At 41.6% G+C, this 23,964-nt stretch carries 26 protein-coding genes; 13 read left to right on the plus strand and 13 right to left on the minus strand.

What is annotated here, in order from left to right:
* Positions 1–8: 8 nt before the first annotated feature.
* Together P8629_RS07210 and P8629_RS07215 are read right to left on the minus strand one after the other, a co-directional pair.
* Positions 9–632 carry an L-threonylcarbamoyladenylate synthase gene (locus P8629_RS07210; RefSeq protein ID WP_278165451.1) on the minus strand — a complete coding sequence of 208 codons (624 nt, stop codon included), beginning with the start codon at positions 630–632 and terminating at the stop codon, positions 9–11.
* A 130-nt stretch (positions 633–762) separates the two neighbouring features.
* The gene (locus tag P8629_RS07215; RefSeq protein WP_278165452.1) at positions 763–1,608 is read right to left on the minus strand and encodes a PHP domain-containing protein; all 846 of its coding nucleotides are present in this window, start codon (positions 1,606–1,608) and stop codon (positions 763–765) included.
* A gap of 186 nt (positions 1,609–1,794) precedes the next feature.
* On the opposite strand from P8629_RS07215, the gene P8629_RS07220 reads away from it, so the two are divergent.
* From P8629_RS07220 to P8629_RS07245, 6 genes are all read left to right on the plus strand, one after another.
* Positions 1,795–2,439, plus strand: a complete 645-nt coding sequence (locus tag P8629_RS07220) for a septation protein A (protein WP_278165453.1) — start codon at positions 1,795–1,797, stop codon at positions 2,437–2,439.
* A 30-nt stretch (positions 2,440–2,469) separates the two neighbouring features.
* The gene (locus P8629_RS07225; RefSeq protein WP_278165454.1) at positions 2,470–2,769 is read left to right on the plus strand and encodes a YciI family protein; all 300 of its coding nucleotides are present in this window, start codon (positions 2,470–2,472) and stop codon (positions 2,767–2,769) included.
* A gap of 55 nt (positions 2,770–2,824) precedes the next feature.
* Positions 2,825–3,286, plus strand: a complete 462-nt coding sequence (lexA, locus tag P8629_RS07230; RefSeq protein ID WP_278165455.1) for a transcriptional repressor LexA — start codon at positions 2,825–2,827, stop codon at positions 3,284–3,286.
* Positions 3,287–3,326: 40 nt separating this feature from the next.
* Positions 3,327–3,836 (plus strand): asparaginase domain-containing protein, encoded by a 510-nt coding sequence (locus tag P8629_RS07235; protein WP_278165456.1) that lies wholly within the window; start codon positions 3,327–3,329, stop codon positions 3,834–3,836.
* A gap of 69 nt (positions 3,837–3,905) precedes the next feature.
* Positions 3,906–4,811: a DMT family transporter gene (locus P8629_RS07240; RefSeq protein WP_278165457.1), complete on the plus strand. Its 906-nt coding sequence runs from the start codon at positions 3,906–3,908 to the stop codon at positions 4,809–4,811.
* A gap of 27 nt (positions 4,812–4,838) precedes the next feature.
* Positions 4,839–5,132, plus strand: coding sequence for a DUF3817 domain-containing protein (locus P8629_RS07245; RefSeq protein ID WP_278165458.1), 294 nt, complete (start codon positions 4,839–4,841; stop codon positions 5,130–5,132).
* A 33-nt stretch (positions 5,133–5,165) separates the two neighbouring features.
* On the opposite strand, the gene yjgA is transcribed toward P8629_RS07245, so the two are convergent.
* The 3 genes from yjgA to P8629_RS07260 all read right to left on the minus strand — a co-directional run bounded on the left by yjgA (position 5,166) and on the right by P8629_RS07260 (position 8,717).
* On the minus strand, positions 5,166–5,711 hold the full coding sequence (gene yjgA, locus P8629_RS07250) for a ribosome biogenesis factor YjgA (RefSeq protein ID WP_278165459.1): 546 nt from the start codon (positions 5,709–5,711) through the stop codon (positions 5,166–5,168).
* 73 nt (positions 5,712–5,784) lie between these two features.
* Positions 5,785–7,803, minus strand: coding sequence for an NAD-dependent DNA ligase LigA (gene ligA, locus P8629_RS07255; protein WP_278165460.1), 2,019 nt, complete (start codon positions 7,801–7,803; stop codon positions 5,785–5,787).
* Between the two features lie 5 nt (positions 7,804–7,808).
* On the minus strand, positions 7,809–8,717 hold the full coding sequence (locus P8629_RS07260; protein ID WP_278165461.1) for a cell division protein ZipA C-terminal FtsZ-binding domain-containing protein: 909 nt from the start codon (positions 8,715–8,717) through the stop codon (positions 7,809–7,811).
* Positions 8,718–8,865: 148 nt separating this feature from the next.
* Between P8629_RS07260 and P8629_RS07265 the strand changes: the two genes are divergently transcribed.
* Positions 8,866–10,173, plus strand: a complete 1,308-nt coding sequence (locus tag P8629_RS07265) for an FGGY-family carbohydrate kinase (RefSeq protein ID WP_278165462.1) — start codon at positions 8,866–8,868, stop codon at positions 10,171–10,173.
* Positions 10,174–10,268: 95 nt separating this feature from the next.
* Here the strand turns inward: P8629_RS07265 and P8629_RS07270 are convergent, their stop codons facing one another.
* Positions 10,269–11,030 carry an HAD family hydrolase gene (locus P8629_RS07270; RefSeq protein ID WP_278165463.1) on the minus strand — a complete coding sequence of 254 codons (762 nt, stop codon included), beginning with the start codon at positions 11,028–11,030 and terminating at the stop codon, positions 10,269–10,271.
* A 184-nt stretch (positions 11,031–11,214) separates the two neighbouring features.
* On the opposite strand from P8629_RS07270, the gene dksA reads away from it, so the two are divergent.
* From dksA to P8629_RS07290, 4 genes are all read left to right on the plus strand, one after another.
* The gene (gene dksA / locus P8629_RS07275; protein WP_278165464.1) at positions 11,215–11,643 is read left to right on the plus strand and encodes an RNA polymerase-binding protein DksA; all 429 of its coding nucleotides are present in this window, start codon (positions 11,215–11,217) and stop codon (positions 11,641–11,643) included.
* A gap of 97 nt (positions 11,644–11,740) precedes the next feature.
* Positions 11,741–13,309, plus strand: coding sequence for a bifunctional aminoglycoside phosphotransferase/ATP-binding protein (locus P8629_RS07280; RefSeq protein ID WP_278165465.1), 1,569 nt, complete (start codon positions 11,741–11,743; stop codon positions 13,307–13,309).
* A gap of 29 nt (positions 13,310–13,338) precedes the next feature.
* Positions 13,339–13,917, plus strand: coding sequence for a hypothetical protein (locus tag P8629_RS07285; protein ID WP_278165466.1), 579 nt, complete (start codon positions 13,339–13,341; stop codon positions 13,915–13,917).
* Between the two features lie 46 nt (positions 13,918–13,963).
* On the plus strand, positions 13,964–14,185 hold the full coding sequence (locus P8629_RS07290) for a hypothetical protein (RefSeq protein ID WP_278165467.1): 222 nt from the start codon (positions 13,964–13,966) through the stop codon (positions 14,183–14,185).
* 32 nt (positions 14,186–14,217) lie between these two features.
* On the opposite strand, the gene P8629_RS07295 is transcribed toward P8629_RS07290, so the two are convergent.
* On the minus strand, positions 14,218–14,817 hold the full coding sequence (locus P8629_RS07295) for a YqiA/YcfP family alpha/beta fold hydrolase (protein WP_278165468.1): 600 nt from the start codon (positions 14,815–14,817) through the stop codon (positions 14,218–14,220).
* A gap of 14 nt (positions 14,818–14,831) precedes the next feature.
* Here P8629_RS07295 and P8629_RS07300 point away from each other — a divergent pair, with 14 nt between their 5' ends.
* Positions 14,832–16,625 (plus strand): single-stranded-DNA-specific exonuclease RecJ, encoded by a 1,794-nt coding sequence (locus tag P8629_RS07300; protein WP_278165469.1) that lies wholly within the window; start codon positions 14,832–14,834, stop codon positions 16,623–16,625.
* A gap of 69 nt (positions 16,626–16,694) precedes the next feature.
* Here P8629_RS07300 and thrC read toward each other — a convergent pair whose 3' ends face one another.
* The 4 genes from thrC to alaC form a co-directional block, all read right to left on the minus strand.
* Entirely contained in the window at positions 16,695–18,170 is a 1,476-nt protein-coding gene (gene thrC / locus P8629_RS07305; RefSeq protein WP_278165470.1) for a threonine synthase, read from the minus strand.
* Positions 18,171–18,259: 89 nt separating this feature from the next.
* Complete coding sequence (locus tag P8629_RS07310) at positions 18,260–19,312, minus strand: hypothetical protein (RefSeq protein ID WP_278165471.1); 1,053 nt, start codon at positions 19,310–19,312, stop codon at positions 18,260–18,262.
* Between the two features lie 72 nt (positions 19,313–19,384).
* Positions 19,385–20,701 (minus strand): homoserine dehydrogenase, encoded by a 1,317-nt coding sequence (locus tag P8629_RS07315; protein WP_278165472.1) that lies wholly within the window; start codon positions 20,699–20,701, stop codon positions 19,385–19,387.
* A gap of 14 nt (positions 20,702–20,715) precedes the next feature.
* A complete protein-coding gene (gene alaC, locus P8629_RS07320; RefSeq protein WP_278165473.1) occupies positions 20,716–21,906 on the minus strand; it encodes an alanine transaminase in 1,191 nt (396 codons plus the stop codon).
* A gap of 318 nt (positions 21,907–22,224) precedes the next feature.
* Here alaC and P8629_RS07325 point away from each other — a divergent pair, with 318 nt between their 5' ends.
* Positions 22,225–22,605 (plus strand): Mth938-like domain-containing protein, encoded by a 381-nt coding sequence (locus P8629_RS07325; RefSeq protein WP_278165474.1) that lies wholly within the window; start codon positions 22,225–22,227, stop codon positions 22,603–22,605.
* Between the two features lie 33 nt (positions 22,606–22,638).
* Here the strand turns inward: P8629_RS07325 and P8629_RS07330 are convergent, their stop codons facing one another.
* Complete coding sequence (locus P8629_RS07330; protein ID WP_278165475.1) at positions 22,639–23,358, minus strand: M23 family metallopeptidase; 720 nt, start codon at positions 23,356–23,358, stop codon at positions 22,639–22,641.
* 19 nt (positions 23,359–23,377) lie between these two features.
* Positions 23,378–23,956, minus strand: coding sequence for a YqaA family protein (locus tag P8629_RS07335; protein WP_278165476.1), 579 nt, complete (start codon positions 23,954–23,956; stop codon positions 23,378–23,380).
* Positions 23,957–23,964: the final 8 nt, after the last annotated feature.

Here is a 23,964-nt window from a genome sequence, read left to right on the forward strand (position 1 = left end):
TAATGAATTTACTCTTTAAATTCGCCTTGACCTTGACGAAGTAATTCTGGAACATCTTCGGTAAAATCAATCACAGTAGTCGGCTCAAACCCACAGAATCCGCCATCCAGCACAGCATCTAACGAATGTCCAAGTGTTTCCTGAATGGACCAGCCATCGGTCATAGGGAGGTCTTCACCCGGTAAAATCAAGGAAACTGAAATCAAAGGTTTATCAAAATAAGACAACAACGCATTGGCGACAATATTCGGCGTTACTCTCAAACCAATATTTTTGCGTTTAGGGGTTTGTAACCGTCTTGGCACTTCTCGACTAGCGGGCAAAATAAAGGTATAAGGCCCAGGTAAATGCGATTTTAAATATCGAAACTGAACATTGCCAACTTTGGCATAAGCGGATAAATTGCTGAGATCCGGACAAACGAGGGTGAAGTGATGTTTGTCATCTAAACGGCGAATGGCACGAATACGATCTGCCCCCCCTTTGTTATCAAGCAAACAGCCAAGTGCATACCCCGATTCTGTAGGGTAAGCAATTACTCCGCCTTTATTGAGCACATCAACAACTTGCAGCAACAATCTTTCTTGAGGGTTTTCAGGGTGAACTGAAATGTATAAACATTCTTTTCGCACAATCTTATTCCGGGGTTAAAGGCTATATTTTATAAAAATATCAACGCTTTCAAAGTTTCAACCGGATTATACACGAAACCCTTGTTTATCATAACAGTGAATCCGGCATTGAATTCGCTAATGAAAGTCCTTAAGACGTGGTTATCGACGTCTCAAATAGCTCCCAAACGGGGGTGCATTTTTGTGGCATGGGCGCTAACCAACCCAATCCTCGCCAAGTATGTTCGGGACGATGAAAATCCGACCCCATTGAAGCGTGTAATTCGAATCGCTCGGCACGATCAGCCATGCCTGTTTGTTCGGCGCACACTCTAGGCTGATTGACCACTTCTAGTGCTTGACCACCTGCAGTCTTAAAGTCTTCAATCATTTTATTCAGTTTATTCGAGGTCATTTTATAGATATGTGGGTGCGCAATCACCGCAACACCATTTGCGGCTTTAATCCATGCAACCACTTCTTCCAATTCAGGCCAGTCCACTTCAGCATACATGGGACGACCTTTTTTTAAATATTTATCAAACGCTTGTTGCTGATTCTTAACAATGCCTTTGTGAATTAGAGCTTGGGCAAAATGATTTCTGCCAATCATCCCCTCTTGGATTTGTGGCAAAATATCTTCCAGAATGCCATTCAAATTGCGGCGTTGGAATTTGGCGTCAATTTCAAAAGCTCTTTTCCAGCGCTTTACCCGATTTAATTTCAAACCGGCTTTTAAGACGGGATTTTCAATATCAATATCCAACCCAACAATATGAATGGTATGCCCTTTCCATTGGCATGAGATTTCTGATGCAGCGATCAACTCAAGGCCTTGCTCTTGCGCATAGTCTCGAATCAGTTCATAGCCATAAGTCGTATCATGGTCGGTGATTGCCAGTGTGGTAATTTCTTTTTCTTTAGCAAGATCAACCAATTCCTGTGGACTTAATGCGCCATCAGAAATGCTGGTGTGACAATGGAAATCGACTTTCATACTGCTCCTAAGCGATAAATAATAGGGAGTAAAAGCATGACTAAAATCGTAAAACCCATGGTTGACCTTTCTTTCATGGACAATCCCATATAAAATGCTGCTTTATACTCATTGAGAGAGTTGTCAGACTTTAACGAAAAACACCTCTCTTTATTATTCTATCAAACACAGCATAAAAGTATTCCAATGAAACTATTATTTGACCTTTTTCCCGTCATTCTTTTCTTTATCGCATTTAAACTTTACGGTATTTATGTGGCAACCGCCGTCGCGATTGCTGCATCAATTGTTCAAGTTACTTACGTTTATATCAAAAATAAACGTGTTGAAAAGATGCACCTTATCACGCTGGCAATGATTGTTATTCTTGGGGGTGCGACTTTAATTCTTCAAGACGAGACGTTCATCAAATGGAAACCAACAGTTGTTAACTGGGGGTTTGCTTTGGTTTTCTTTGGCAGTCATTTCATTGGTCAAAAACCTATTATCCGTCGCATGATGGATCAAGCGATTTCACTCCCTGACAACGCTTGGATTAAACTCAGTTATATGTGGGTGGCTTTCTTTATCTTTTCAGGGATTGCGAACATTTATGTTGCTTATCAATATGACACCGATACCTGGGTCAACTTCAAATTGTTCGGTTTGATGGGGTTAACACTGGCATTTATCTTGATTCAGGGCATCTATATCAGCCGCTTTATTAAATCGAGCGATGCAGATCAAGTTGATGACACTGAAGAAAAGGTGATGGACAGCACAATTGAAACCCTAGCCGATGTGGAACTAGATTCGGTTGTGGAAACCAAACATGATTCAAAAAAATCATAAATTAAAGCCTCATTAAAAGGAACGGACACCATGTTATATTCAATTTTTGCTTATGATGTCGAAGACAGTTTGCCTTTACGTGCCAAAGCGCGTCCTGGTCATATTGCCCGCTTAAATGAAATGGCGGAAGCCGGTCGTTTAATTTTAGCGGGGCCAAACCCGGCAATTGATTCTAATGATCCTGGCGAAGCCGGCTTTAGCGGTAGTTTGATTGTGGCGGAATTTGATTCTTTGGAAGAAGCCCAGGCCTGGGCAAATGCGGACCCTTACCTGGCAGCGGGTGTCTATGAAAAAGTGGAAGTCAAACCCTTTAAAAAGGTACTTCCATAATCTTAATTTTCCAGCTATGATGATATTCTCATTCAATTTTCAATAGGATTTAACCATGTCGAATGTTGCTTATCTTATTCCCAGACGTAATCAGAAATTACAATTAGAGACGGCTGATCCCGTTGAACTGGTGGAATATGATTTTGTGCAAGTTCCCCTGCTGGGTTGGACATCTGCCGGTGAACCTATTCAAATGGAAATGGATTACGACACGGTTTCCGTTCCTCAAAGCATGGTACGAAAAGAAACCTTTGCCCTTCGCGTCAAAGGAAGTTCCATGATTGAAGAAAACATCGAAGATGGCGACATTGTTATCATCGAGCGACGTTCAACGGCTGAAAACGGTGAGTCCGTCGTAGTTCGAATCAACAATGAAGAAGTTACGATGAAAAAGTTCTATATTGAAAAAGATGGCATTCGTCTTCAACCTGCCAATGCGGATATGGAACCAATCTACATTACCAATGAAAACATTGAAATACTGGGAATCGTTACAGGCATTCTGCGCCAGCCGTAACGGTAGCTTTTTCACTCCTGCAAACTGAACGATCAAACGAATGAAACCATCCCCTTCACTTATCACACTTCTAGTTACCGGTGGAACACTGGATAAAGACTATCAAACCACCACAGGTGAGTTGGTCTTTTCTGACACTCATTTGCCGAAACTACTCAAAGAAGCCAACAGCACCTTGCCGATTAAAACAAATGTCTTAATGATGAAAGACAGTTTGGAAATGCAGGATGCGGATCGTGAGAAAATTCTAAAAGCTTGTATTGAAAGCGAAACGGACAGAGTCGTCATAACCCATGGCACCGACACTATGACCGATACGGCCGTATTTCTGAAAGACTCTCGCCAACTGACGGATAAAACAGTGGTATTAACGGGAGCCATGCGCCCTTTTCAACTCAACCAGTCAGACGCTTCTTTCAACCTCGGAGCGGCTTTAATGGCGTCACAATTAGCTTCACCTGGCATTTATATTGCGATGAACGGTGAGCTTTTCGAAGCCAATCAAGTTAGCAAAAATCGACAGCAAGGTATCTTCGAACTTCATACCTAATATTTTCTTTTAAATCAACTAGTAACCAACTTTTCTTTAACCTTTATTACAAGGATTTTTTACGTTTCAATGAAAGTAGCATTGGCTTATTTTGCAGTGGTTTTGATCTGGGCAACGACACCTTTGGCGATTCAATGGAGCGGACAAGATAACTGGTTCGTTGGGGTGGCTGGGCGTATTTTAATCAGTGCTATCCTGGTGATTCTAATTCTGATATGGATGACGCGTGTGCGTTTTTCATTGCATTGGCGTGATATCAAAATCTATCTCGCAGCAACTTTAGGTATGATTGGCGGCATGACGCCAATGTATTATGCTGCTCAAACCATGCCTTCGGGTTGGATTTCGCTTATTTTTGGCTTAACACCGATCCTAACGGGGGTGTTTGCATTTATATTGCTAAAAAACTTACAGATGACCATTAGTAAATATGTTGGCATATTGGTCAGCTTTGTAGGCTTATCAGTTATTTTTGTCCCAAAACTGAACTTTTCACCTGATCAGCAGCTCTTACTGGGAATGAGCTTAGCGGTATTAGGCGCAAGCTGTCATTCATTGAGTACCGTTCTAGTGAAAAAACTAAACCACGGTCTGCCGAATACCCACATTGTCGCAGCGGCTGTTTGGCTGACAAGCTTAATTTATTTAATCGCCCACCCACAATATCTCTATCAGCTACCCCAGCTTTCTCAAAAAGCATTATGGGCCATTACGTATCTTGGCGTTTTAGGGTCGTTAGTCGGGTTTATTCTTTATTATTATGTGCTCAAACGAATCGACGCGATTCGATTGGGTCTGATCACACTGATTACCCCTATCATGGCGCTTTTTTTGGGTTATTTTTTAAACAATGAACCCCTTAATAGCCGTATCTTGACAGGGGCAGGCCTGGTTATTTTTGGGTTGGTTTTATTTGAATTCGGGCATCGAATTTCTAAAGAAAATTTAAAACTACTCACCTCTAGAACGCTTTAATAGGCACTCTACAAACAAGGAAATATCATGACATTTGTAAGATGGATGGCAATATTGGAAGGAACGTCTTTATTGGTACTGCTTTTTATTGCGATGCCCCTTAAATATCAGTTCGGACAACCAGAAGCAGTTCGTTGGGTTGGGCAAATACACGGCATATTATTTATAACATTCAATGTTGTTTTGTTCGGTTATGCCACAAAAGGTAGATTAACGGAGACTCAGGCATTTAAAGGGTTTCTAGCATCATTCGTCCCTTTCGGCACGTTTGTTTACAAAGCCACCACCTTGAAAAAAATTAACCCGAAAATATCGAATTAAAATTCAAGACTGGCCGCTTTCACTACTCAAGCACTACCATTCAAGCCCTTTCAGGTATTGGAAAATTGCACGGTAAGATTTCGGCGGTTTATTTTGCTCCGCTTCTTTTTGTGCATTACGAATCCACTGGCGTAATTGCGTGCGGTCTGCATGTGAATACAGTTCCATAAACTCGTTCAATGCTTCATCACCTTCCGAGACAAGGCGGTCACGCCATTTTTCAAGGCGATGAAAATGAACGGCTTGCTGTTTGGATTTTTGCTCAATTTCAAATAAACGCTGTTTAATTTGAGAGATCAAATCCTCATTTTTTCTTAAATATTTACCAATATAAAGTTTCTGACGCTTAATTGCAGGCCCATTCCCCATTTCCTTCAGTAATAAAATGGCTTTGAGTAAGTCTTCCGGCAAATGAAAGGTTTTTAAGGTCGAGGGTGAATATTCTGCTAACTGCTCGCCTAGGTCTGTTACTGCTTGCGCAGCCTTTTTGATATCCGTTCGGCTTTCGAACTCTTCTTGTTCCCAATCAGGCGTTTCTTTTTTTTGTTTAACTCTATTTACGTTACGAGGTCTGACCATATCGGTTCCATTATTGGGTTATTTATATTTAAAAGCGATCAAAGATAAGACGACTTAGATAACTTTTTTAACTTTAATCTTGTTGAGGCATCATTGCAAGCCATTCTGATTCAGTCAAAACAGCGACACCCAGTGCCTTAGCTTTAGTAAGCTTTGAGCCGGCTTTTTCTCCGGCGACTACATAATCCGTTTTAGCAGACACACTCCCAGTGATTTTGGCACCTTGCGCTTCAAGCAATGCTTTGGCTTCTGGTCGACTCATCTCTGATAACGTGCCAGTTAAAACCATCACTTTATTGGCAAAGGGTGAGTCTTCAACAAGGGTTGCGGCTGCAGGCGTTGGCCAATGCATTCCTGCATCCAACAAACCTTGAATAACCGACTCATTGTGAGGTTCTTTAAAGAAGTTCACAATGTGCTCTGCGACCACTCCTCCTACATCATTCAGCGTAATTAACTCTTCAAACTCTGCTTGCTGAATAGCTTCCAAGCTTTTGAAATGATTCGCTAAGTTCTTTGCTGTCACTTCGCCGACTTCAGGAATTCCCAGGCTATAAATAAATTTTGCTAAGGTGGTTTCTAACGACGCCTGAATACCTGACACCACATTCTGTGCAGATTTTTCCGCCATGCGTTCCAGTGTTGCCAATTGTTCAACGGTTAAGTGATAAAAATCATCAGGATGCTTAACCCATCCCTGATCCACTAACTGATCAATTAACTTATCGCCCAACCCTTGAATGTCCATCGCTTTTCGGGAAACAAAATGATGTAAAGCACGCTTGCGTTGAGCAGGACACACTAACCCACCGGTGCAACGGAAAGCGGCTTTATCTAGCTCTTTAACGACATCCGAACCACATTCAGGGCATTGCTGTGGCATTTCAAAGAGTTGTGTCTTTTCAGGACGCTGTGCCAATACTGGACCCACCACTTCTGGAATGACATCTCCAGCTCGACGCACGATGACAGCATCACCAATACGAACATCCTTACGCTTAATTTCATCCATGTTATGCAATGTTGCATTGGAAACGATGACGCCACCCACTGAGACAGGTTCTAATCGTGCAACTGGGGTAATCGCGCCTGTGCGCCCTACTTGCACTTCGATATCCAGTAATTTGGTCCACACTTCTTCTGCTGGAAACTTTCTGGCGATGGCCCACCTTGGTGCCCTCGCCGTAAAGCCAAGTTGTTGTTGTAACTTAATTTCATTCAGCTTATAAACAATCCCGTCAATTTCATAAGATAAATCGGGGCGCTTAGCTTGAATTTTTTCATAATAGGCAAACATGCCTTCTAAGCCACTGATGATTTCTGATTGTGGGTTGGCTGGTAAGCCCCACTCAACCATTTGATCGATCATTTCAGAATAATACTGCGGAAGTTGCCAGTCTTCACTTAGCTCTCCCCAGCCATATAAATAAAAGCTGAGATGGCGTTTCGCGGCTATTTTGGAATCTAATTGACGTAATGAACCAGCCGCGGCATTTCGAGGATTGGCAAAGATTTTTCCGCCAGCCTCTTGTTGTTGCTGATTCAGTTGGGTGAAGGCCGATTTTGACATGAAAACTTCACCACGCACCTCAACCACTTCTGGCCAGTTGTTACCAAACAACTTTAATGGTACAGAATGAATGGGGCGGATATTATGGGTTACATCCTCTCCAACTTGTCCATCTCCTCGTGTAGTAGCTTGAACCAGTTGTCCATTTTCATATCGGATATTGATAGCCAACCCATCCATTTTCGGCTCAGCAGAAAAGGTTAACTTATTCACTTCTGGTAATTTTTCTTCAATACGTTTTAAAAAAGTTTTTAATTCATCATCTTCAAACGCATTGTCTAATGAATACATAGCCACCGCATGTCGTACGGTTTGAAACTCTTTTAAAGGCTGATCACCGACGCGTTGACTGGGAGATTCCGATAGAATCCACTCTGGATGTTCGTCTTCAATCCTCAGTAACTGTTGGTAAAGCGCATCATATTGCGGGTCGCTGATGGTAGGATTATCCAGCACATAGTACTGATAACTATACTGGTTTAACGATTCAACCAGTTTTTGGTAGGCTTTTTGATCTTGCATGGATTTTATATGGCTGACGATTCATAAGCGACTGCAGCATCTCGCATAGCTTGTAAATCAGATTCTTTTAGCAGATGTCGGTTAGCATCGTAAAGACGTCCATTCAAGCGTTGAGAAATTTTGCGAGACATCATAATCATGTCGTGCATGACAGCCGGTGCTTTCACGGTGGTCGGTAATTCTAAAATCAACACCACGCCAACCGTTTTAAGCTCACTATTCGTCGGTTGGTCAAGTGGGAAGGTTCCCGGCTCCATTAAATTGGCTACGCGAATAATCTCATTTCCCATAGAGTCGTTTTTAACAAAAATACCAGTTTCAGAAGGTACCAACCCAACCCCTTGTAAGGTCTGGTTAACTTTTGGCCATAAGAAATCATCTGTTCCCATCACAATAATTGCAAACAGTTGAGGTTCTCTTTGTTCGACTTCTGCTTCCTCGTTGGGTTTTTGTATTCCCTCATCAGGGATACCAAAACTGGGCTCATAGTCAGAGGCAGAAACAGGGTCTTCTTCGGAACCAAGTGGCTGCATATCTTCAACTTCTAAAACTACATGTTTAGGTTTCCGCTGGTCCTCGTCCGCCATTTCTTCGACTTTTTGTTCCGGCTCACTCGCTTTTGGGGCTTCAACATCAAATTCTTGACCAAAGGACAACCCCAGTTGAGATTCAGGAACCTGTTCTTCCTCTTCTTCAATCTGTAAGCGATTTTGTGTTCGGTTGGAAATTGGGATATGCGCGTCTCCCAACTGGTTTAGGGCATTATAAGCATCTTGGCGAGGTGAGTTTTCTTGAGTCTCTTTTTCACCTGGCACTGACTTATCGCTGTTGCGAGCTTTTATTTTTTGTAAAAAATAAAGCCCAACAATGACAATAATTGCAAATATCAATAACACTTGTTGCAATTCGTTCATCCAGCACTTCCCTTAATTTTTTTTGAGTTGATAGAATACAATCTGAATGTGGAAAATTTTACTTTAATTTCACCATAAAGAAAAGTGAAGACACCTTTTAATCTGGCGTCTTCACCGATATTTTTCAAATAACCCCGGAAGACGCTGAATGCATATATCCTCAAACACTTCTGAATTTATTTTAGGAATCGATGTTGGCACGTCTGGCATTCGAGCCGTAGTGGTTGAAAAAAAAGGACTTTCTAGTTCAACAATCCAATTCAGTACGACTGTTGACATGCCTTTTCCAAACCGTAAAGGCAGTCAAAGTGAACAAGACCCAACAATTTGGTTAATGACGTTAGAAAAATTATTTTCTCAACTGCAAGCATTTGACAACCTTTCAAGGGTCACCAAATTAGTTTTAGATGCCACGTCTTCAACGGTTTTGTTATGCAATTTAAATGGCGAAGCTTACTCACCCGCGTTGATGTATGACGATAAACGCGCCCTCCAGCAAGCCGATATTATTAAACAAGTGGGGCCAGAGAACAGTGGTGCTCATGGCGCTTCAAGCACCCTTTCTAAGGTTTTGTGGCTTGAAACGTATTTGCCTGACACTTTAACCCAATTTAACCGTCGCTCTTACTGCATCTGTCATCAGATTGATTTTTTAAACCATTTTTTAACCGGCACAATCAATGTGACGGATGAAAATAATGCGCTCAAGCTAGGTTATGATTCGGTGCATCAAAATTGGCCTAACTGGGTTAAAAAACTGGTTTCGTCACCGCTTCCCAGAGTGGTTGCACCCGGCACCGAACTGGCTAAAATTCGGCCAGGCCTGGCTGAAAAATATAATTTCAACCCAAACCTAACCGTATACACCGGAACAACCGATAGCATCGCCGCCTTTCTAGCGTCCGGCGCAAATCAAATAGGTGATGCAGTGACCTCTTTAGGCTCAACTTTGGCGATTAAACTCTTATCGGACCGCCCTGTTTTTGCGCCTAGATATGGAATTTACAGTCATCACTTGAAAGGACAATGGTTAATTGGCGGGGCTTCTAATGCAGGAGGCGCAGTATTACTAAGCCATTTTTCATTAGACACTTTGATTAAACTGCTTCCTCAAATTAATATCGATACACCAACTGATTTGCACTACTACCCTTTGCTAAGCTCTGGAGAGCGGTTTCCGATTGCAGATGCTGAACTGAAGCCCAAGCTGACTCCTAGACCGAATTCAGATACAAAATTCTTACAAGCGATGATTGAAGGATTGGTGGAGGTAGAAGCTTTAGGATTCCAACGCCTCTCAGAACTTGGCGCACCAGAAGTGAAACGAATTTTTACCGCTGGAGGGGGACTCAAAAATACCGTTTGGATGGCGATTCGACGTCAATATCTGACTGCTGAGATTGAACCTGCTAAGAACACAGAAGCAGCGTTTGGTGTCACACAGTTACTTTCCTAACCATAAAAAAAGCCCATCTAATTTAAGATGGGCCTTTTCAAATAAATAATCCAGTTAATTTATCAATAAATCAACTGGAATTCGCTGACAGATGATTAGGCTTCAGCAATCATTTTAACCAACTCTAAATCCAAATAGGTTTTTCCTTTTGCATCACCGGATAATACCTCAAATGGCTGATCAGGTTCACCCATGTGATTTAAAACCAATTCTGCTTGAGCGAAATCATCGTTTTTTGTGTACTCATTAATCGTCACAATCGTACGAAGATTGGCAGCCACAGAAGATAAAATTCCATTATATGAATCTTCAAAAGCAATCGCTTGCTCTGGCTTTAGGTTCATCTGCTCTAATGCCCAATCATAAATATCAGGGGCTGGCTTTTTAGCTGGAACAATGTCCCCCGCTGCAATCACTTCAAACCAAGACTCTGAGTCAGGCCCTAGTGTATTGGTCAATAACGCTGTTACATTCTCTGGTGTGGTGGTTGTCACCACTGCCATACGCATACCAACCTCTCTTGCTTCATTGATAAGACGTTCAACACCAGCTCTTAATGGGATTTTACCTTCGCCCATTAACTGCGTATAAAACTTGGTTTTAGCCGCATGTAGGTCCTTAACAAACTGATCAAAATTATCCGGTTTCTCAAACGTAGTATTAAATTTTTCTAAATAAAAACGAATTCGTTCTTTACCACCCGTAACGGCCAACAACTCACCATATAAGTTTTCAGACCAATTCCAATCCAATCCCGCTTCTTCAAAAGCCATATTGAATGCAACTCTATGCCCATCCCTTTCCGTATCAGAAAGTGTTCCATCGACATCGAATAACAAAGCTTGTAGTTCTGCCATCGTAATATTCCTTATATTTTTTAAGTATTTAAAATTGAAAAACTGCGCCTATTAAAGCGCATTTACACAAATTTGCAACATTGAATTCATCTAGATATAAAAAAAATTATGTTGTCTCCTTTTTTAAAAATTGGTATAAAACGCAGTTAGATTTTTAAATAAGAACAACAAAAAAAGGGAAGTTATGGAAAGTTCAAGTGATTTTATAGAAGACTATCCTCAGTACGAAATGAAACCAGGTGAGGAATACATGAGTCCAGAAATGCTAGAGCATTTCAAAAACAAGCTACAGGCTTGGAAGCAGCAATTGATTTGGGAAGCGACGAACACGGTTCAGCACCTAAGAACAGATTCTTCTACGCCAGCTGATCCAAGTGATCGTGCTTCACAAGAAGAAGAGTTTGCTTTAGAGCTTCGTACCAGAGACCGTGAAAGAAAATTGATTTCCAAAATCGATAAATCTTTAAAAGATATCGAAGACGGTGAGTACGGTTATTGTAAAATGAGTGGTGATGAAATCGGTCTGGCACGCATGGAAGCAAGACCAACAGCTACTTTGACCGTTGAAATGAAAACCAAACAGGAAATGCGCGAAAAACAAGGTATTGCCTAACCGAATTTTTCCATGACTTTGTTGATGCCTGCTTTCATGGCAGGCATTTTATTCTCTAATCAAAACGTCTAGATTATTAGGCAAGCCCTAAACTTTTGTGAATTTATCTTTTTTATTTGACGAGCTTTCTCGTTCAGAACTTTACCCTCATCCTGTGGAAGTGATCACCACGATTGAAACCCATATTTCCATAGTTTTTTTAACCGGAGAGTTCGCTTACAAGCTAAAAAAACCCGTTGACTTTGGATTTCTTGACTTTACCAGTTTGGCAGAACGAAAACGGTTTTGTGAGCTTGAAATCAACTTAAACCGTCGTACCGCACCAGACCTCTATTTAGATGTTTGCCCGCTCTACTGTAAAGAAGGTCATTTACAATTTACGCCTTATGGCGACCCGGTAGAATATGTCATCAAAATGGCACAGTTTGATCCAAACTTAGTGCTTGGACGTTACTTAAAAGACCATACTCTAAGTCCTTCACAAATAAAGCTTTTAACTGAAAATATCGCGACTTTTCACGTATCCGCTGAAAAGGTATCAACAGATTTGGCATTTGGACACCCTGATAATGTCATTCATCCAATGCTCGATAACTTTCCTTCGTTGTTAAAAACGTTTACCCACCCAGAACAACAGTATCGATTACGACAGCTGGCTGACTGGACGCTTTTTACTCAAAAAACACTTTTCGATGCCCTACTGGATCGGAAAGAAAATGGGGATATTCGCGCCTGTCATGGAGATATGCATCTTGATAACATCACCTTGCTAAATGAGAAGCCGACTTTGTTTGATGGCATTGAATTCAATGAACAATTTCGTTGGATCGATGTCATGAATGATTTAGCATTTTTGATGATTGATTTGGAAAACCGTCAGCAGCTAAAGCTAAAACGACAGTTACTGAGTTATTACATCAATTTAACAGGTGACTATACTGGATTGAATTTATTAAAGTTTTATCAGGTTTACCGTTCTATGGTTCGCGCTAAAATAACGGCTTTGAGATATCACCAGTTGGAAAAAAACAGCCGTGAAGCAGATCATTATTATGCGCTGGCTTTAACTTATTTAAAACAAGCCGAAGACACTGCCTATGAATTGCCGGAGCCTAAACTGATTCTAATGCAAGGGGTTTCTGGTTCCGGTAAAAGCCATTATGCTCAACAAATTCTGGGACAGATTGATGCCATCATTATTAGTTCTGACATTGAACGAAAACGGCTGTTTGGTATTTCCCCGTTGGAACGCGTTTCTAAATCAGAACAAAAAAGGCTTTATTCTGCCGACATGAATCATCGTACTTATCAAAAGCTTTTAACGCTTGCTGAGACGACTTTAGCCTCAGGTTACAGCGTTATTATCGACGCTACTTTCTTAAAAGAAGAACATCGTCGTCCCTTTCAACAGCTGGCCAACAAACACACTTACGACTTTTATGTATTTGCAATCAATCACCATAACTATTTAACCCCCATTGAGGATGGTTTAGCCGAACGATCACAGACCAATGACAATCCTTCAGATGCCGATATCAGCGTAATGCGACGTCAACTTAAAAATCATGAACCACCACAGTATGAACCTGAGCACATGTTAACCATCGTTCCCAAACAAGAATTATCTGATGAGATCCTCAAGAACTGGTTGAACCTGCCGTTATAAAGAGTATCCAATTAAAAGCTCAAATTATTATGCTAACGACTGTTTTAAAATCGCTTCTAATCATCAGTGTTATGTTAACCCTACCAGGGAATGTTTCGGCTGCTGATCGTCCGAAACCCATTGATAAGATCACCCTGCTTGGGCTTGATCTGACTAAAAGCAGTTTAGATTCCGTGCGCCAGCAATTATGGGATATTGGCGGGTTTCAACAAGCACGCTCTACCGTTAGGCAGCGTAATATCGATAAGTTCTTTTCGGTGTCTCGTTTTAAAGACAGTTACTATGTTGAATTTCATTACGACAATGCAGGAAACGTCACCTCGGCATACCAATTATTCGAGTATCGTACGATTGAATTTCAAAACCGAAGAACGCCGGTGCAGACCCGTGCAGTCGCGCTTGAAATCATGCAGCAAATTGGACAGCCCACTCAGGTCATTCGTAAAGGCTGGGGCGGTATGCCGGGGTATAACGCTTATATTTGGAAAAATGACCTCATGACGGTTGAGGTGGATCGTGAAGGCAGTGAAATTTTAGGCAATGTGTTTGTTAAATATACGGTGAATACAGACCCGTATTTTGTTGCAGACAAAGATAAACCGCAGTAACATAACAACTTAAGTTAAAGCCTAATAACAAACAGGAAGGCACTTTATGCAAGTTTCAAACTCTGCTGCAGCGTATGCTTACCAAGGAATGCAAGACAGCTTTAACCGACTGGCTGACAACAGTCAACAATTGGCTAACCCTAACAACTTTAACAAAACGGAACCACTCGTCGACTTAAAACAGAACGAAACGCAGGTTCAAGCCTCAGCAAAATCTTTTAAATCTTATGATGAAATGATTGGAACCTTGATCGATATCATGGCTTAAATCTCAAGCCTTTTGACCTCCCTCTTTCCAGCTTATTGGCATTTATTGCTTTCAACAAAAGACTTTATATCTGGCCAGGCCTCTTCTAGATGCTGAAATGCATGATCGCCATCATCGAAAACCAATACTTTACCAACGCCTTGATAGTGCTGTTGTGCAATTTTGTAGGGAATGACGTCATCTTTTTCATCCAGTAAAACCAAACTTTTAATTGAGGCATCTGGCGTTCGATAAAATGGTTTCAATGCTTTTAAATACGGTTGATCAATCGTGAAAGGTTCACCGGTAGCAGCATTTACATGGTTGCCAAAATACGCTTCCAATAGCGGAATAGGATCTAATGCAGGGTTAATCATCACCAAGGGAACTTGATACTTCTGCGCTAAATATTGAGCATAAAAGCCGCCCATTGAAGAACCAAAAATACACCAGGCCTGGCTGGAATCCTGTTCGATAATGGGCAAAATAGATTCCTTGATAGCCGACTCAATCACCTCAATAGAATGATTAGGTGAATCAATAGGATAAGTCGGGGTTAAAACCTCCGTTCCCACCTCTTTAAAATGAGCTTTCACCCACTGTCCTTTATAACTATTTTCCGAGCTTAAAAAACCATGCAAGTAAAGAATCATGTTAAAATTTCACCATGCTAAAATATCCCAAAAAACCGCTCATTACCGAAAGAATACCCTCCGATAAAGTACGTCAAGCCGCCCTCTCGCTTGGGTTATCCGAGTTACAAGCCAAGCTGGTTGCCAGCCGAGTAACCGAAGCGGATTTCAATCATGATAACATGCTCGAAGAATTGCAAAAAATCGTTTTTCCAAAACTGCAATACCTTCAACACCCAGAGCACCTTAAGAATGCCGAACAAGCTGCCGGATTAATCGCCGATGCGATTGAGTCAAATGGCAAAATCGTGTTAGCAACTGATTATGACACCGACGGCGTTACCTCTGCCTGGGTGGCCAGCCGAGCGCTTATTGATTATTTTGGTGTGTCACCTGACCGTATTGAACACATGATTGGTGAGCGCAAAGAAGGATACGGCATCACTGAAGAAGTCGTGAACCGTATTTTAGAGATTGAAGGAACGATTGATTTGGTCATTTCGGCAGACCAAGGCTCCAGCGATGAGCCTAGAATCAAAAAATTGGCCGAGGCAGGCATTAAAGTGTGTGTGACCGATCACCATCAAATGACCTCTGAAGGTGCGCCACCCAGTGCCGCTTGTACAGTCAACCCTCAGCAAACAGGTTGTAACTATGATAAAACCGTTGCAGGCTGTTTTGTTATCTTCTTGGTGATGGGGCAAACGCGTACAGAATTAATCCAAAGACAGGTCATTCCTGAAACGACTCCGACGCTAAAAGACTTAACCCAAAATATTGCTTTGGGTACCGTAGCCGATAGTGTTAGCTTAAAAAGTATTAACAACCGTGCGATTGTGCAAGCTGGATTAGCCGCCATTAATCAATTCAAACACCCTGCTTGGCAAGCCCTTCAAAAAATGAATGACAACCAAGGGCAACCTTTTAATGCAGAATACCTTGGCTTTCAAGTTGCCACAAGAATTAATGCAGCAAGTCGGGTCAGCGATGTGACCACCGCGTTTAAATTCTTAAATGCGTCCAGTTTAGAACAGGCTACCCCTCTTCTTGCACAGTTGGATCAAGATAATCTGGATCGCCGCGGCCAACAAGAAGGCATGCTGAAACAAGCCCGTGAGACAGCAGAATCTTTATATCACGAGAACAAATTTACATTAAGCATTAAAATGACCGGAAATGCCGGTATCCAAGGGATTATTGCGTCACGAATTGGTGAGCAATACGGCGTACCAACCATTGCGATGACGGATTTGGAAGATGGATATCTCGCCGGAAGCGGTCGAGGCATCGTAGGCAATATTGATTTGCGAGAAGCGTTTCAAACAATGGGCGAAAAACACCCAGGCCTGTTCAAATCTATGGGCGGACACAAAGGGGCTGCTGGCTGCATGATCCCGATTGAAAAATTCGATATTTTTTCAACCTTATTCGAAGAAACCATTCAAGAACAGCTAAATCACACCGTGCCCGTTCCAACCATCGAAACAGATGGTCAACTGACGGGAAGACAACTGACCCCTTCTCTCATTCAAGAACTAAACTTATTAGAACCTTATGGAAGAGAATGGGCTAAGCCGTTGTTTTCAGGCGTGTTTGAAATTCAAGACTTACGCGCTGTCGGTCAAACCAAAACGCACCTGACGTTCAAGCTACTGACAGATGAACGAAGAGTTATCTCTGCAATCTTCTTTAATGCCAAAGCGACTGCAGATACCCCCGACGGCTTTTCGATCGGTGAAAAAGTAGAGTGTGCTTACCAACCCAGTTTAAATACCTTTTACGGAAAAACGTCTTTACAACTAAAAGTCGTTGCAATGAATGCCCTTTAAAGAGATAAAAAAAATGACCAGGCCTGGTCATTTTTAACGATTTATCATTGTTGCTAAACAAGGCTTAAACTAACTCAAAAAATTGAGAATTTCTTGCTCAATATCCGTTTTATCAATCACCGTCTTCTGAGCGATTTTCTTATCGAACAAAGCTGAAATTTGAGCCGGAATCTTCACGTTCGCCTTTTCAGAAATCATTTGTAACGCATCACGATCATGTTCAAATTTCTGCCCTGTCAAAGCATCCGCAATCACAGGAGAGAATTTTGTCCACTCAGCCGTCGAATAAGCGATCGTCTTAATAGTCTTATCTTCACGACAAGTATCATAAGGCTTGAAGCAAGTCGCAGTGTGCGGACACATTAGATACCCCTCTTCAAACGCATCACGTATATATTGCTTGCCTTCTGCATCCGTACAAAAATCCGCCGCAAAGATAGATTGAATCTCTTTCAGCTCCGCGTCATTCAAAGCGTAATACTTATCTGTATCCAACTGCAACATCAATTCTTTTGTTCTTTCCGCTCCGAAAAGATCAAATAAAATACGTTCGATATTTGATGATTTCAGGATATCCATTGCCGGGGAGGTTGTTGGAATTACGGAAGCTTCGCGTAAGTCATATTGTCCTGTTTTAATAAAGTGCGTTAACACATTATTTTGATTGGAAGCAATATGAATCTGTCTGACTGGCAAGCCCATCTTATAGGCATAATACCCTCCTAATGCATTACCGAAGTTACCACTCGGTACATTCAAATAAACCTGGTCCCCCATCTCAATCGCTTTGACGCGAACCAGTTCAAGATAACTGTAAATATGATAAATGGTTTGGAAAATGATACGACCGAAATTCACCGAGTTCGCCGCAGACAAAGAAATATGATTTTCTTTCAACTTGTCTCTGAAAGTATCTGACACCAATAAGGTTTTTAATGCGGTCTGCGCATCATCAAAGTCTCCGTGAATCCCAATGACTTTCAAATTATCCGCATCTTCCGTTACCATTTGCAGGCGCTGAACATCTGATGTCCCACCATCAGGGTATAAACAAGCCACTTGAACATTTTCACGATTTTTAAACGTTTCCAACGCAGCAGGTCCGGTGTCTCCACTGGTCGCGGCAAGAATTAGATATTTCTCTTTATTTGATTGTGCAACTGAAGATAGAACTTTGCCAAACGGTTGTAACGCCATATCTTTAAACGCACGCGTAGGTCCATGATAAAGCTCACTGACATACAAATCATTGTAAACTTTAACCACCGGGACAGGGTTACTAGGATCATCGAATTGGTCATAAAGACTCAAAGCCTCATCAATAACTTTTTCATCAATATCCACTTCGAACAAACTTAGAACATCTTTCGCTAATTTTTTATAGCCGGAGTCAACATGACTATTTAAAAATTCGGCATCAAAAACCGGTAAAGATTCCGGCGAGTAAATACCACCAAAAGAGGACATTGGACTTAAAATAGCTTGTGAAAAAGTAATCGATGGCGCTCTTTGACCGTCATTACCACGCGTTTCAATAAAGTTCATGCTGTTTCCAGTAAATTAGTATACTTTTTAAATAACGACAAATTATACAAAAATTAGGTTAGAAAATCCTTGTAAATGCCTATCTAAAATCAGACTTTTGTTAATGATTTTTTAAAACGCCAAAACCGTTTCATATGTTTTGAGGTCAAGTGATAGCGCTTTTGGTTGCCTAAATCAATAAACAAAGAGGTAATTTCTTGCTGTCGTACAGCATTGAGCAGTCCCGAAAACCACGCCTCCTCCAGCTCAAGCAAAAAATCCTGCCAAGCCTGTTCTGTACTATTTTGTAGTGTTTGATATGGCGGTTCTAAGTGAATCAAATGATGTTTGTTTTGCTTTTTATCGATCAATTTCGTCCAGGCCTGGTAGTTTTTCGGCACTTCAAACGACGATGCATTTGTAAGCTGCCCCATGCCTTGTAAATAAGGATGCGCCGACCAGATAACCGCGTTTTCACGAGGTTGCAGCATATCGGAGGTAATCTGTCCTTCTCCCCATATCCAAATACTGTTTATTTCAGGCCACCCCTTTTCACGACGCGCTTCATTCACTGGGTGAGTATAAAATAGCATCTGTACTTCATTCATCATCTGATGCCAATAGGTCGCGGCATTCCCCTGAGGATAAAGTTCATTCACACTCTGATAAGCCGCTTGCGCCAATGGAACCGTTTGAATATCAATGGGTTGTGCAACCCGTAGATACCAATCCTGAGACGAGCCATACTCCAATTGCACTCGATCCTGCTCAAAGTGCGCATTAAAAGAGTCTATCAAAGCTTTAGATTCTTCTTCGGTTATCGCAAGATCTTGTGGCGGAATCAACACTAAGGTATCGCGATCCGGCACCATTTGTAAGGGCTCCACCCGTAACCAAAACGCACTTGGATCATAATCTGCTATCTGGTTAGCAGCCATGGTTGAAGCCACCGGCAAACTATGAGGTTGATGAAATAAATAACTCGCTTGTTGATGAAAGGAAGATTTTTTGGCAGAAAACACATCCGCTTTACTTAAAAGTGTTTGCAAATTCGGCAACGACAAGGGTTTTATTAACGCTGAGCCTTCTTCACTCTGTAGAGGGATTAAGAGCTCTGGTAGCCAGAAGGTAACCGCTTGTCCTGCATTGTCTGATTCTCTCATCCCTCTTTCCTTTTTTAAGCGCTAAAAAAACCGGGTAAACCCGGCTTTATCGCTATAACGAACGAACAGTCATTAATCCAGCGTATCCATACGAATACGCATGATTTTACCATCGATGGCTTCTAAGCTTTCCAAAGCCTTAATCGCTTTATTTAAGTCCACTTCCTTCACGGCATTGGTAATCATTACCAATGTCGCATCGTCAGGATTTTGGCTGGAAGGTTCTTGGTGTAACAATTCGATATTGATTTTATATTCCGCCAAAATCGAGGAAACTTTAGCCAAAACCCCAGCATTGTCCTTCGCAAAACATCTTAAATAATAAGCCGTTGTAATTTCGTCAATTTCAACAACTGGCGCTTCTGCTAAATAGTCTTGCGCAAATCCTAACGCTGGCACACGGAAAGCATCTGGCTGGTTTTCTGCACGAATAATATCAATAATATCTGCAACCACGGCACTTGCCGTTGGACCCGCACCGGCACCAGGCCCATAATACATGGTTGGACCAACATGATCACCATTCACCATGACTGCATTCATAACGCCATTTACCTGAGCCAATAACACTGACTGTGGTATAAGCGTCGGATGTACTCTCAGTGAATAACCATTCTCCGAGCGGCTGGCAATCCCCAAGTGTTTAATTTCAAAGCCTAATTGATTGGCAAACTGAATATCTTCTGCCGTGATTTGACTAATACCTTCGGTATAAACACGATCAAATTGAAGTTCAATTCCAAATGCAATTGAAGCCAGAATGGCTAATTTATGTGCCGCATCAATGCCTTCTACATCAAAAGTCGGATCGGCTTCAGCATAACCCAACTTTTGCGCAGTTTTTAACACTTCGGCAAAATCTGCTTCAGGCTGTTTCATTTCTGTCAGGATATAATTACCGGTTCCATTAATAATCCCTGCAACCCATTCAATCTTATTGGCCGACAAACCTTCACGCAGTGCTTTAATAATCGGAATACCACCCGCAACGGCCGCTTCATAGGCAATCATCACTTCATGCTGTTTGGCCAACTTAAAAAGATCGTTACCATATTCAGCGATAAGTGCCTTATTGGCTGTCACAACATGCTTACCGTTACGAATTGCGGTTTCGATACAGTCTTTCGCCAGGGTTGTCCCCCCCATCAGCTCAACCACAATATCAATATCAGGGTTATTAACCACATCCATCGGACGGACAGTCATTTGTATCCCGTCAGTATTGACTGCTCTCTGACGATCTAAATCGCGTACAGCAACCTGTACAACGTCAATGGTTACTTCTCCACCCAATCGTCTTTGGATCTCTGGGAGCGTGGTTTTCAAAATATTGGCAGTGCCTCCGCCAACGGTTCCAAATCCTAATAATCCTAACTTAACCTGCTTCACTACAACTCCAACGTTTAACCAATCAAACCATCTTTACGAAACATATCACGAATGCCACGTATAGCCTGACGGGTTCTGTGTTCATTTTCAATCAAGCCAAAGCGGACATAGTCATCTCCATAATCCCCGAATCCAATCCCCGGTGAGACGGCCACTTTAGCATCTGTTAACAATTTTTTAGAGAACTCCAACGACCCCATTTCACGATAAGCTTCTGGAATCGGAGCCCAGACAAACATGGTTGCCTTAGGCGGTTCAACTTCCCACCCAATGCTGTTCAGCCCTTGGCATAAAACATCACGACGTACTTTATACATGTCGCAAATTTCTTGCACACAGTCTTGTGGCCCTTCTAAGGCTGCAATGGCTGCCACCTGAATCGGCGTAAAGGTTCCATAATCTAAATAAGATTTCATTCGCTTCAACGCGTGAACCAACGTAGGGTTCCCCACCATAAAGCCAACCCGCCAACCCGGCATGTTATAACTTTTTGACAAGGTGAAAAACTCCACTGCAATATCTTTTGCCCCTTCCACTTCTAAGATGGACGGTGCTTTGTAGCCATCAAAAACGATGTCGGCATAAGCCAAATCATGGATGACCCAAATATCATGTTCTTTCGCAATTGCGACCACTTTTTCGAAGAATTCTAACTCAACCGTTTGCGTGGTTGGGTTACCCGGGAAGTTTAAAACCAACATTTTAGGCGTTGGCCAAGATTCTTTAATCGCCTTTTCCAGTTCATCAAAGAAATCCACATCGGGTGTCATACGAACATGACGAATATCTGCCCCTGCAATCACAAATCCATAAGGGTGGATGGGATAAGCTGGGTTTGGGACCAAAACAGTATCCCCTTTCTCCACTGTTGCCAAAGCTAGGTGTGCTAACCCTTCTTTTGAACCAATAGTAACGACCGCTTCAGTATCCTTATCCAAATCAACGTCATATCGGTTTTTATACCAGTTACAAATAGCTTTACGTAAACGAGGAATCCCTTGTGAAACAGAATAACGATGCGTTCCTTCACGCTGAACAACTTCGATTAATTTGTCGACAATATGCTTTGGTGTATCTTGGTCTGGATTCCCCATTCCAAAATCGATGATGTCTTCACCCCGACGTCGGGCTTCTGCTTTTAATTCGCCTACAATGTTGAATACATAGGGAGGGAGCCGCTTAATTCTTTGAAAGTCGCCAGTCACTTATTTATAACCTTTAAATTGTTCTGTTACGGAGCTTTAGCTCAGAGCGTTTGATTTATTTAATCTGTTTTTTGGAACGAAAAAACCCCAAAACCGCTTTTTTATTGTTAAAACGAGCGTATTTTATTCAGATTGAATTGATCAATTCGAAACCTCGACATTAAACTTCTCACTAAATATTTTTAACCGAAGTTCAAGGCTCCAAGAGCAGAAAGTGTGTTGAGATTTTAATCTGTTAATGATACAGAAACATTTTTTTTCGTCAATTGAAATGTACGATATAATCACGCTAAAACGTGGTTAAAAGAGAGCGAATAAATGAAATTTACCGAACATAGAGATTCAAATGTTCTCTCAGTGAAAAAATATCAACCAGGCCTGGTTAAAATTAATGATATCGATGTTCATTCAAGTTGTTTTTTAAATCAAACCGAATTAAAAACTGACTGGCCTTGTCATGACATTTCAGAGTTAAACATACGTCACCTAGACCAACTTTTAGAACTGTCACCTGAAGTGATTATTTTAGGAACAGGTGAACAACAAACTTTTCCAGCACCAAAATTATTTGCCTACTGCGCTCAAAAAGGAATTGGGCTTGAAGTAATGGATAATGCGGCAGCCTGCCGGACTTACAATGTTTTGACCACCGAAGACCGTGAAGTTGTATTGGCATTGATTTTACCGGAAGCAACCTAATTAAACTTATATCGATTTGAGTCTACTAAAAAGTTATTGCGAAAATAACTTTTTAACATCTATCTTTCGACCACGATAACGCGCCTCCAGATATAACTGAGGTTTCTTCACCGTACCGGTTTGCCCTAAGGTAGCCACCAGTTGCCGCTTTTCGACTCGCATACCTTCGCGAACCTTTAAGGTTTGGTTGTGAGCATAAACCGTTAAATATTCATTATCGTGTTTAATAATGACCATATTGCCATAATGAGCAATGCCGTTGCCGGCATAGACCACATGACCGGCTTCAATAGCATAGACATTTTCACCAGGCTTGCCATAAATAACCAGCCCATTAATGCCCGCACGATCCGGTACATACTCATATTTCAATTTGGTTTTAACAGGCCAGGAAAATACGGTCGCGTGTTTTTTTGAAGGCGCACTCGCTTGCTGTGAACGTGACTTACCAGATGGAATGATTAACTCTTGCTTGATAAAAAGACGGTATGGCGGTACAAGGTCATTACGATCTGCCAATTGATACATATTGACATGACATCGTTGGGCGACAATGCTTAAGGTATCACCACTTTTGACAACGTAAGGATTTGTACATCCTCTGCTTGAATTTGATGAAGAAGTATAAGGGCGACTACTTTCATCAAAATACCTATCGCCATCATCCCAACCACGGTATTTTGCCGGCGCACAGCCTGACAAAATCAAAAGAAATTCAATCAATAAACTAATTGCGATGAGTTTTCTTATCATGAGTTACGTTTTTTAACCGTTACAATTGTTTTAACGCCAAATAAGCGACTATTAGAGCAATAATACCATAGCCAATCCAGTCTACTGATTGACGAATCCTTGATTCATAACGCTCACCGCCTATTTTCATCAATGCGGCAACCAAGAAGAATCGAGCACCCCGCCCAATAAAAGACGCCACCAAAAATGGCAAAAATGCCATACTGGTCGCGCCCGCAGAAATTGTAAAAAGTTTATAAGGAATCGGACTGAAACCGGCTAAAAAGACGATCCAAACACCATATTCCGCAAAAAAACCTTCAATGGTATTGTATTTATCAACATAATTTAATGATTCAATGATAGGCCAAATTGCATCTAAAAGCCAATACCCAATGGCATACCCGAAAATGCCACCCATTAATGACATGATGGTCGCAATCCATGCAAAATAATAGGCGCGTTTAGGCTGAGCCAAGCTCATTGGAATCAGCATCACATCAGGAGGAATTGGAAAAAAAGAGGCCTCAGTAAAGCTCATACCCCCCAAATACCAAGTCGCCTTAGGATGTTTTGACCAAAGCAATGCTCGATCATAAAGAGCGGTAAAAATTTTCATTCAATCAT

The sequence above is a fragment of the Hydrogenovibrio sp. 3SP14C1 genome, assembly GCF_029625905.1.
GTDB lineage: Bacteria > Pseudomonadota > Gammaproteobacteria > Thiomicrospirales > Thiomicrospiraceae > Hydrogenovibrio.

Coding starts and splice junctions, on each gene's coding strand:
- P8629_RS07310 (WP_278165471.1), bottom strand. CDS start 19,312: ATGAGAGAATCAGACAATGCAGGACAAGCGGTTACCTTCTGGCTACCA.
- P8629_RS07290 (WP_278165467.1), top strand. CDS start 13,964: ATGCAAGTTTCAAACTCTGCTGCAGCGTATGCTTACCAAGGAATGCAA.
- P8629_RS07330 (WP_278165475.1), bottom strand. CDS start 23,358: ATGATAAGAAAACTCATCGCAATTAGTTTATTGATTGAATTTCTTTTG.
- P8629_RS07220 (WP_278165453.1), top strand. CDS start 1,795: ATGAAACTATTATTTGACCTTTTTCCCGTCATTCTTTTCTTTATCGCA.
- P8629_RS07270 (WP_278165463.1), bottom strand. CDS start 11,030: ATGGCAGAACTACAAGCTTTGTTATTCGATGTCGATGGAACACTTTCT.
- P8629_RS07335 (WP_278165476.1), bottom strand. CDS start 23,956: ATGAAAATTTTTACCGCTCTTTATGATCGAGCATTGCTTTGGTCAAAA.
- P8629_RS07235 (WP_278165456.1), top strand. CDS start 3,327: ATGAAACCATCCCCTTCACTTATCACACTTCTAGTTACCGGTGGAACA.
- yjgA (WP_278165459.1), bottom strand. CDS start 5,711: ATGGTCAGACCTCGTAACGTAAATAGAGTTAAACAAAAAAAAGAAACG.
- dksA (WP_278165464.1), top strand. CDS start 11,215: ATGGAAAGTTCAAGTGATTTTATAGAAGACTATCCTCAGTACGAAATG.
- P8629_RS07225 (WP_278165454.1), top strand. CDS start 2,470: ATGTTATATTCAATTTTTGCTTATGATGTCGAAGACAGTTTGCCTTTA.
- P8629_RS07245 (WP_278165458.1), top strand. CDS start 4,839: ATGACATTTGTAAGATGGATGGCAATATTGGAAGGAACGTCTTTATTG.
- thrC (WP_278165470.1), bottom strand. CDS start 18,170: ATGAACTTTATTGAAACGCGTGGTAATGACGGTCAAAGAGCGCCATCG.
- P8629_RS07265 (WP_278165462.1), top strand. CDS start 8,866: ATGCATATATCCTCAAACACTTCTGAATTTATTTTAGGAATCGATGTT.
- P8629_RS07240 (WP_278165457.1), top strand. CDS start 3,906: ATGAAAGTAGCATTGGCTTATTTTGCAGTGGTTTTGATCTGGGCAACG.
- P8629_RS07325 (WP_278165474.1), top strand. CDS start 22,225: ATGAAATTTACCGAACATAGAGATTCAAATGTTCTCTCAGTGAAAAAA.
- P8629_RS07300 (WP_278165469.1), top strand. CDS start 14,832: ATGCTAAAATATCCCAAAAAACCGCTCATTACCGAAAGAATACCCTCC.
- lexA (WP_278165455.1), top strand. CDS start 2,825: ATGTCGAATGTTGCTTATCTTATTCCCAGACGTAATCAGAAATTACAA.
- ligA (WP_278165460.1), bottom strand. CDS start 7,803: ATGCAAGATCAAAAAGCCTACCAAAAACTGGTTGAATCGTTAAACCAG.
- P8629_RS07285 (WP_278165466.1), top strand. CDS start 13,339: ATGCTAACGACTGTTTTAAAATCGCTTCTAATCATCAGTGTTATGTTA.
- P8629_RS07215 (WP_278165452.1), bottom strand. CDS start 1,608: ATGAAAGTCGATTTCCATTGTCACACCAGCATTTCTGATGGCGCATTA.
- P8629_RS07295 (WP_278165468.1), bottom strand. CDS start 14,817: ATGATTCTTTACTTGCATGGTTTTTTAAGCTCGGAAAATAGTTATAAA.
- P8629_RS07260 (WP_278165461.1), bottom strand. CDS start 8,717: ATGAACGAATTGCAACAAGTGTTATTGATATTTGCAATTATTGTCATT.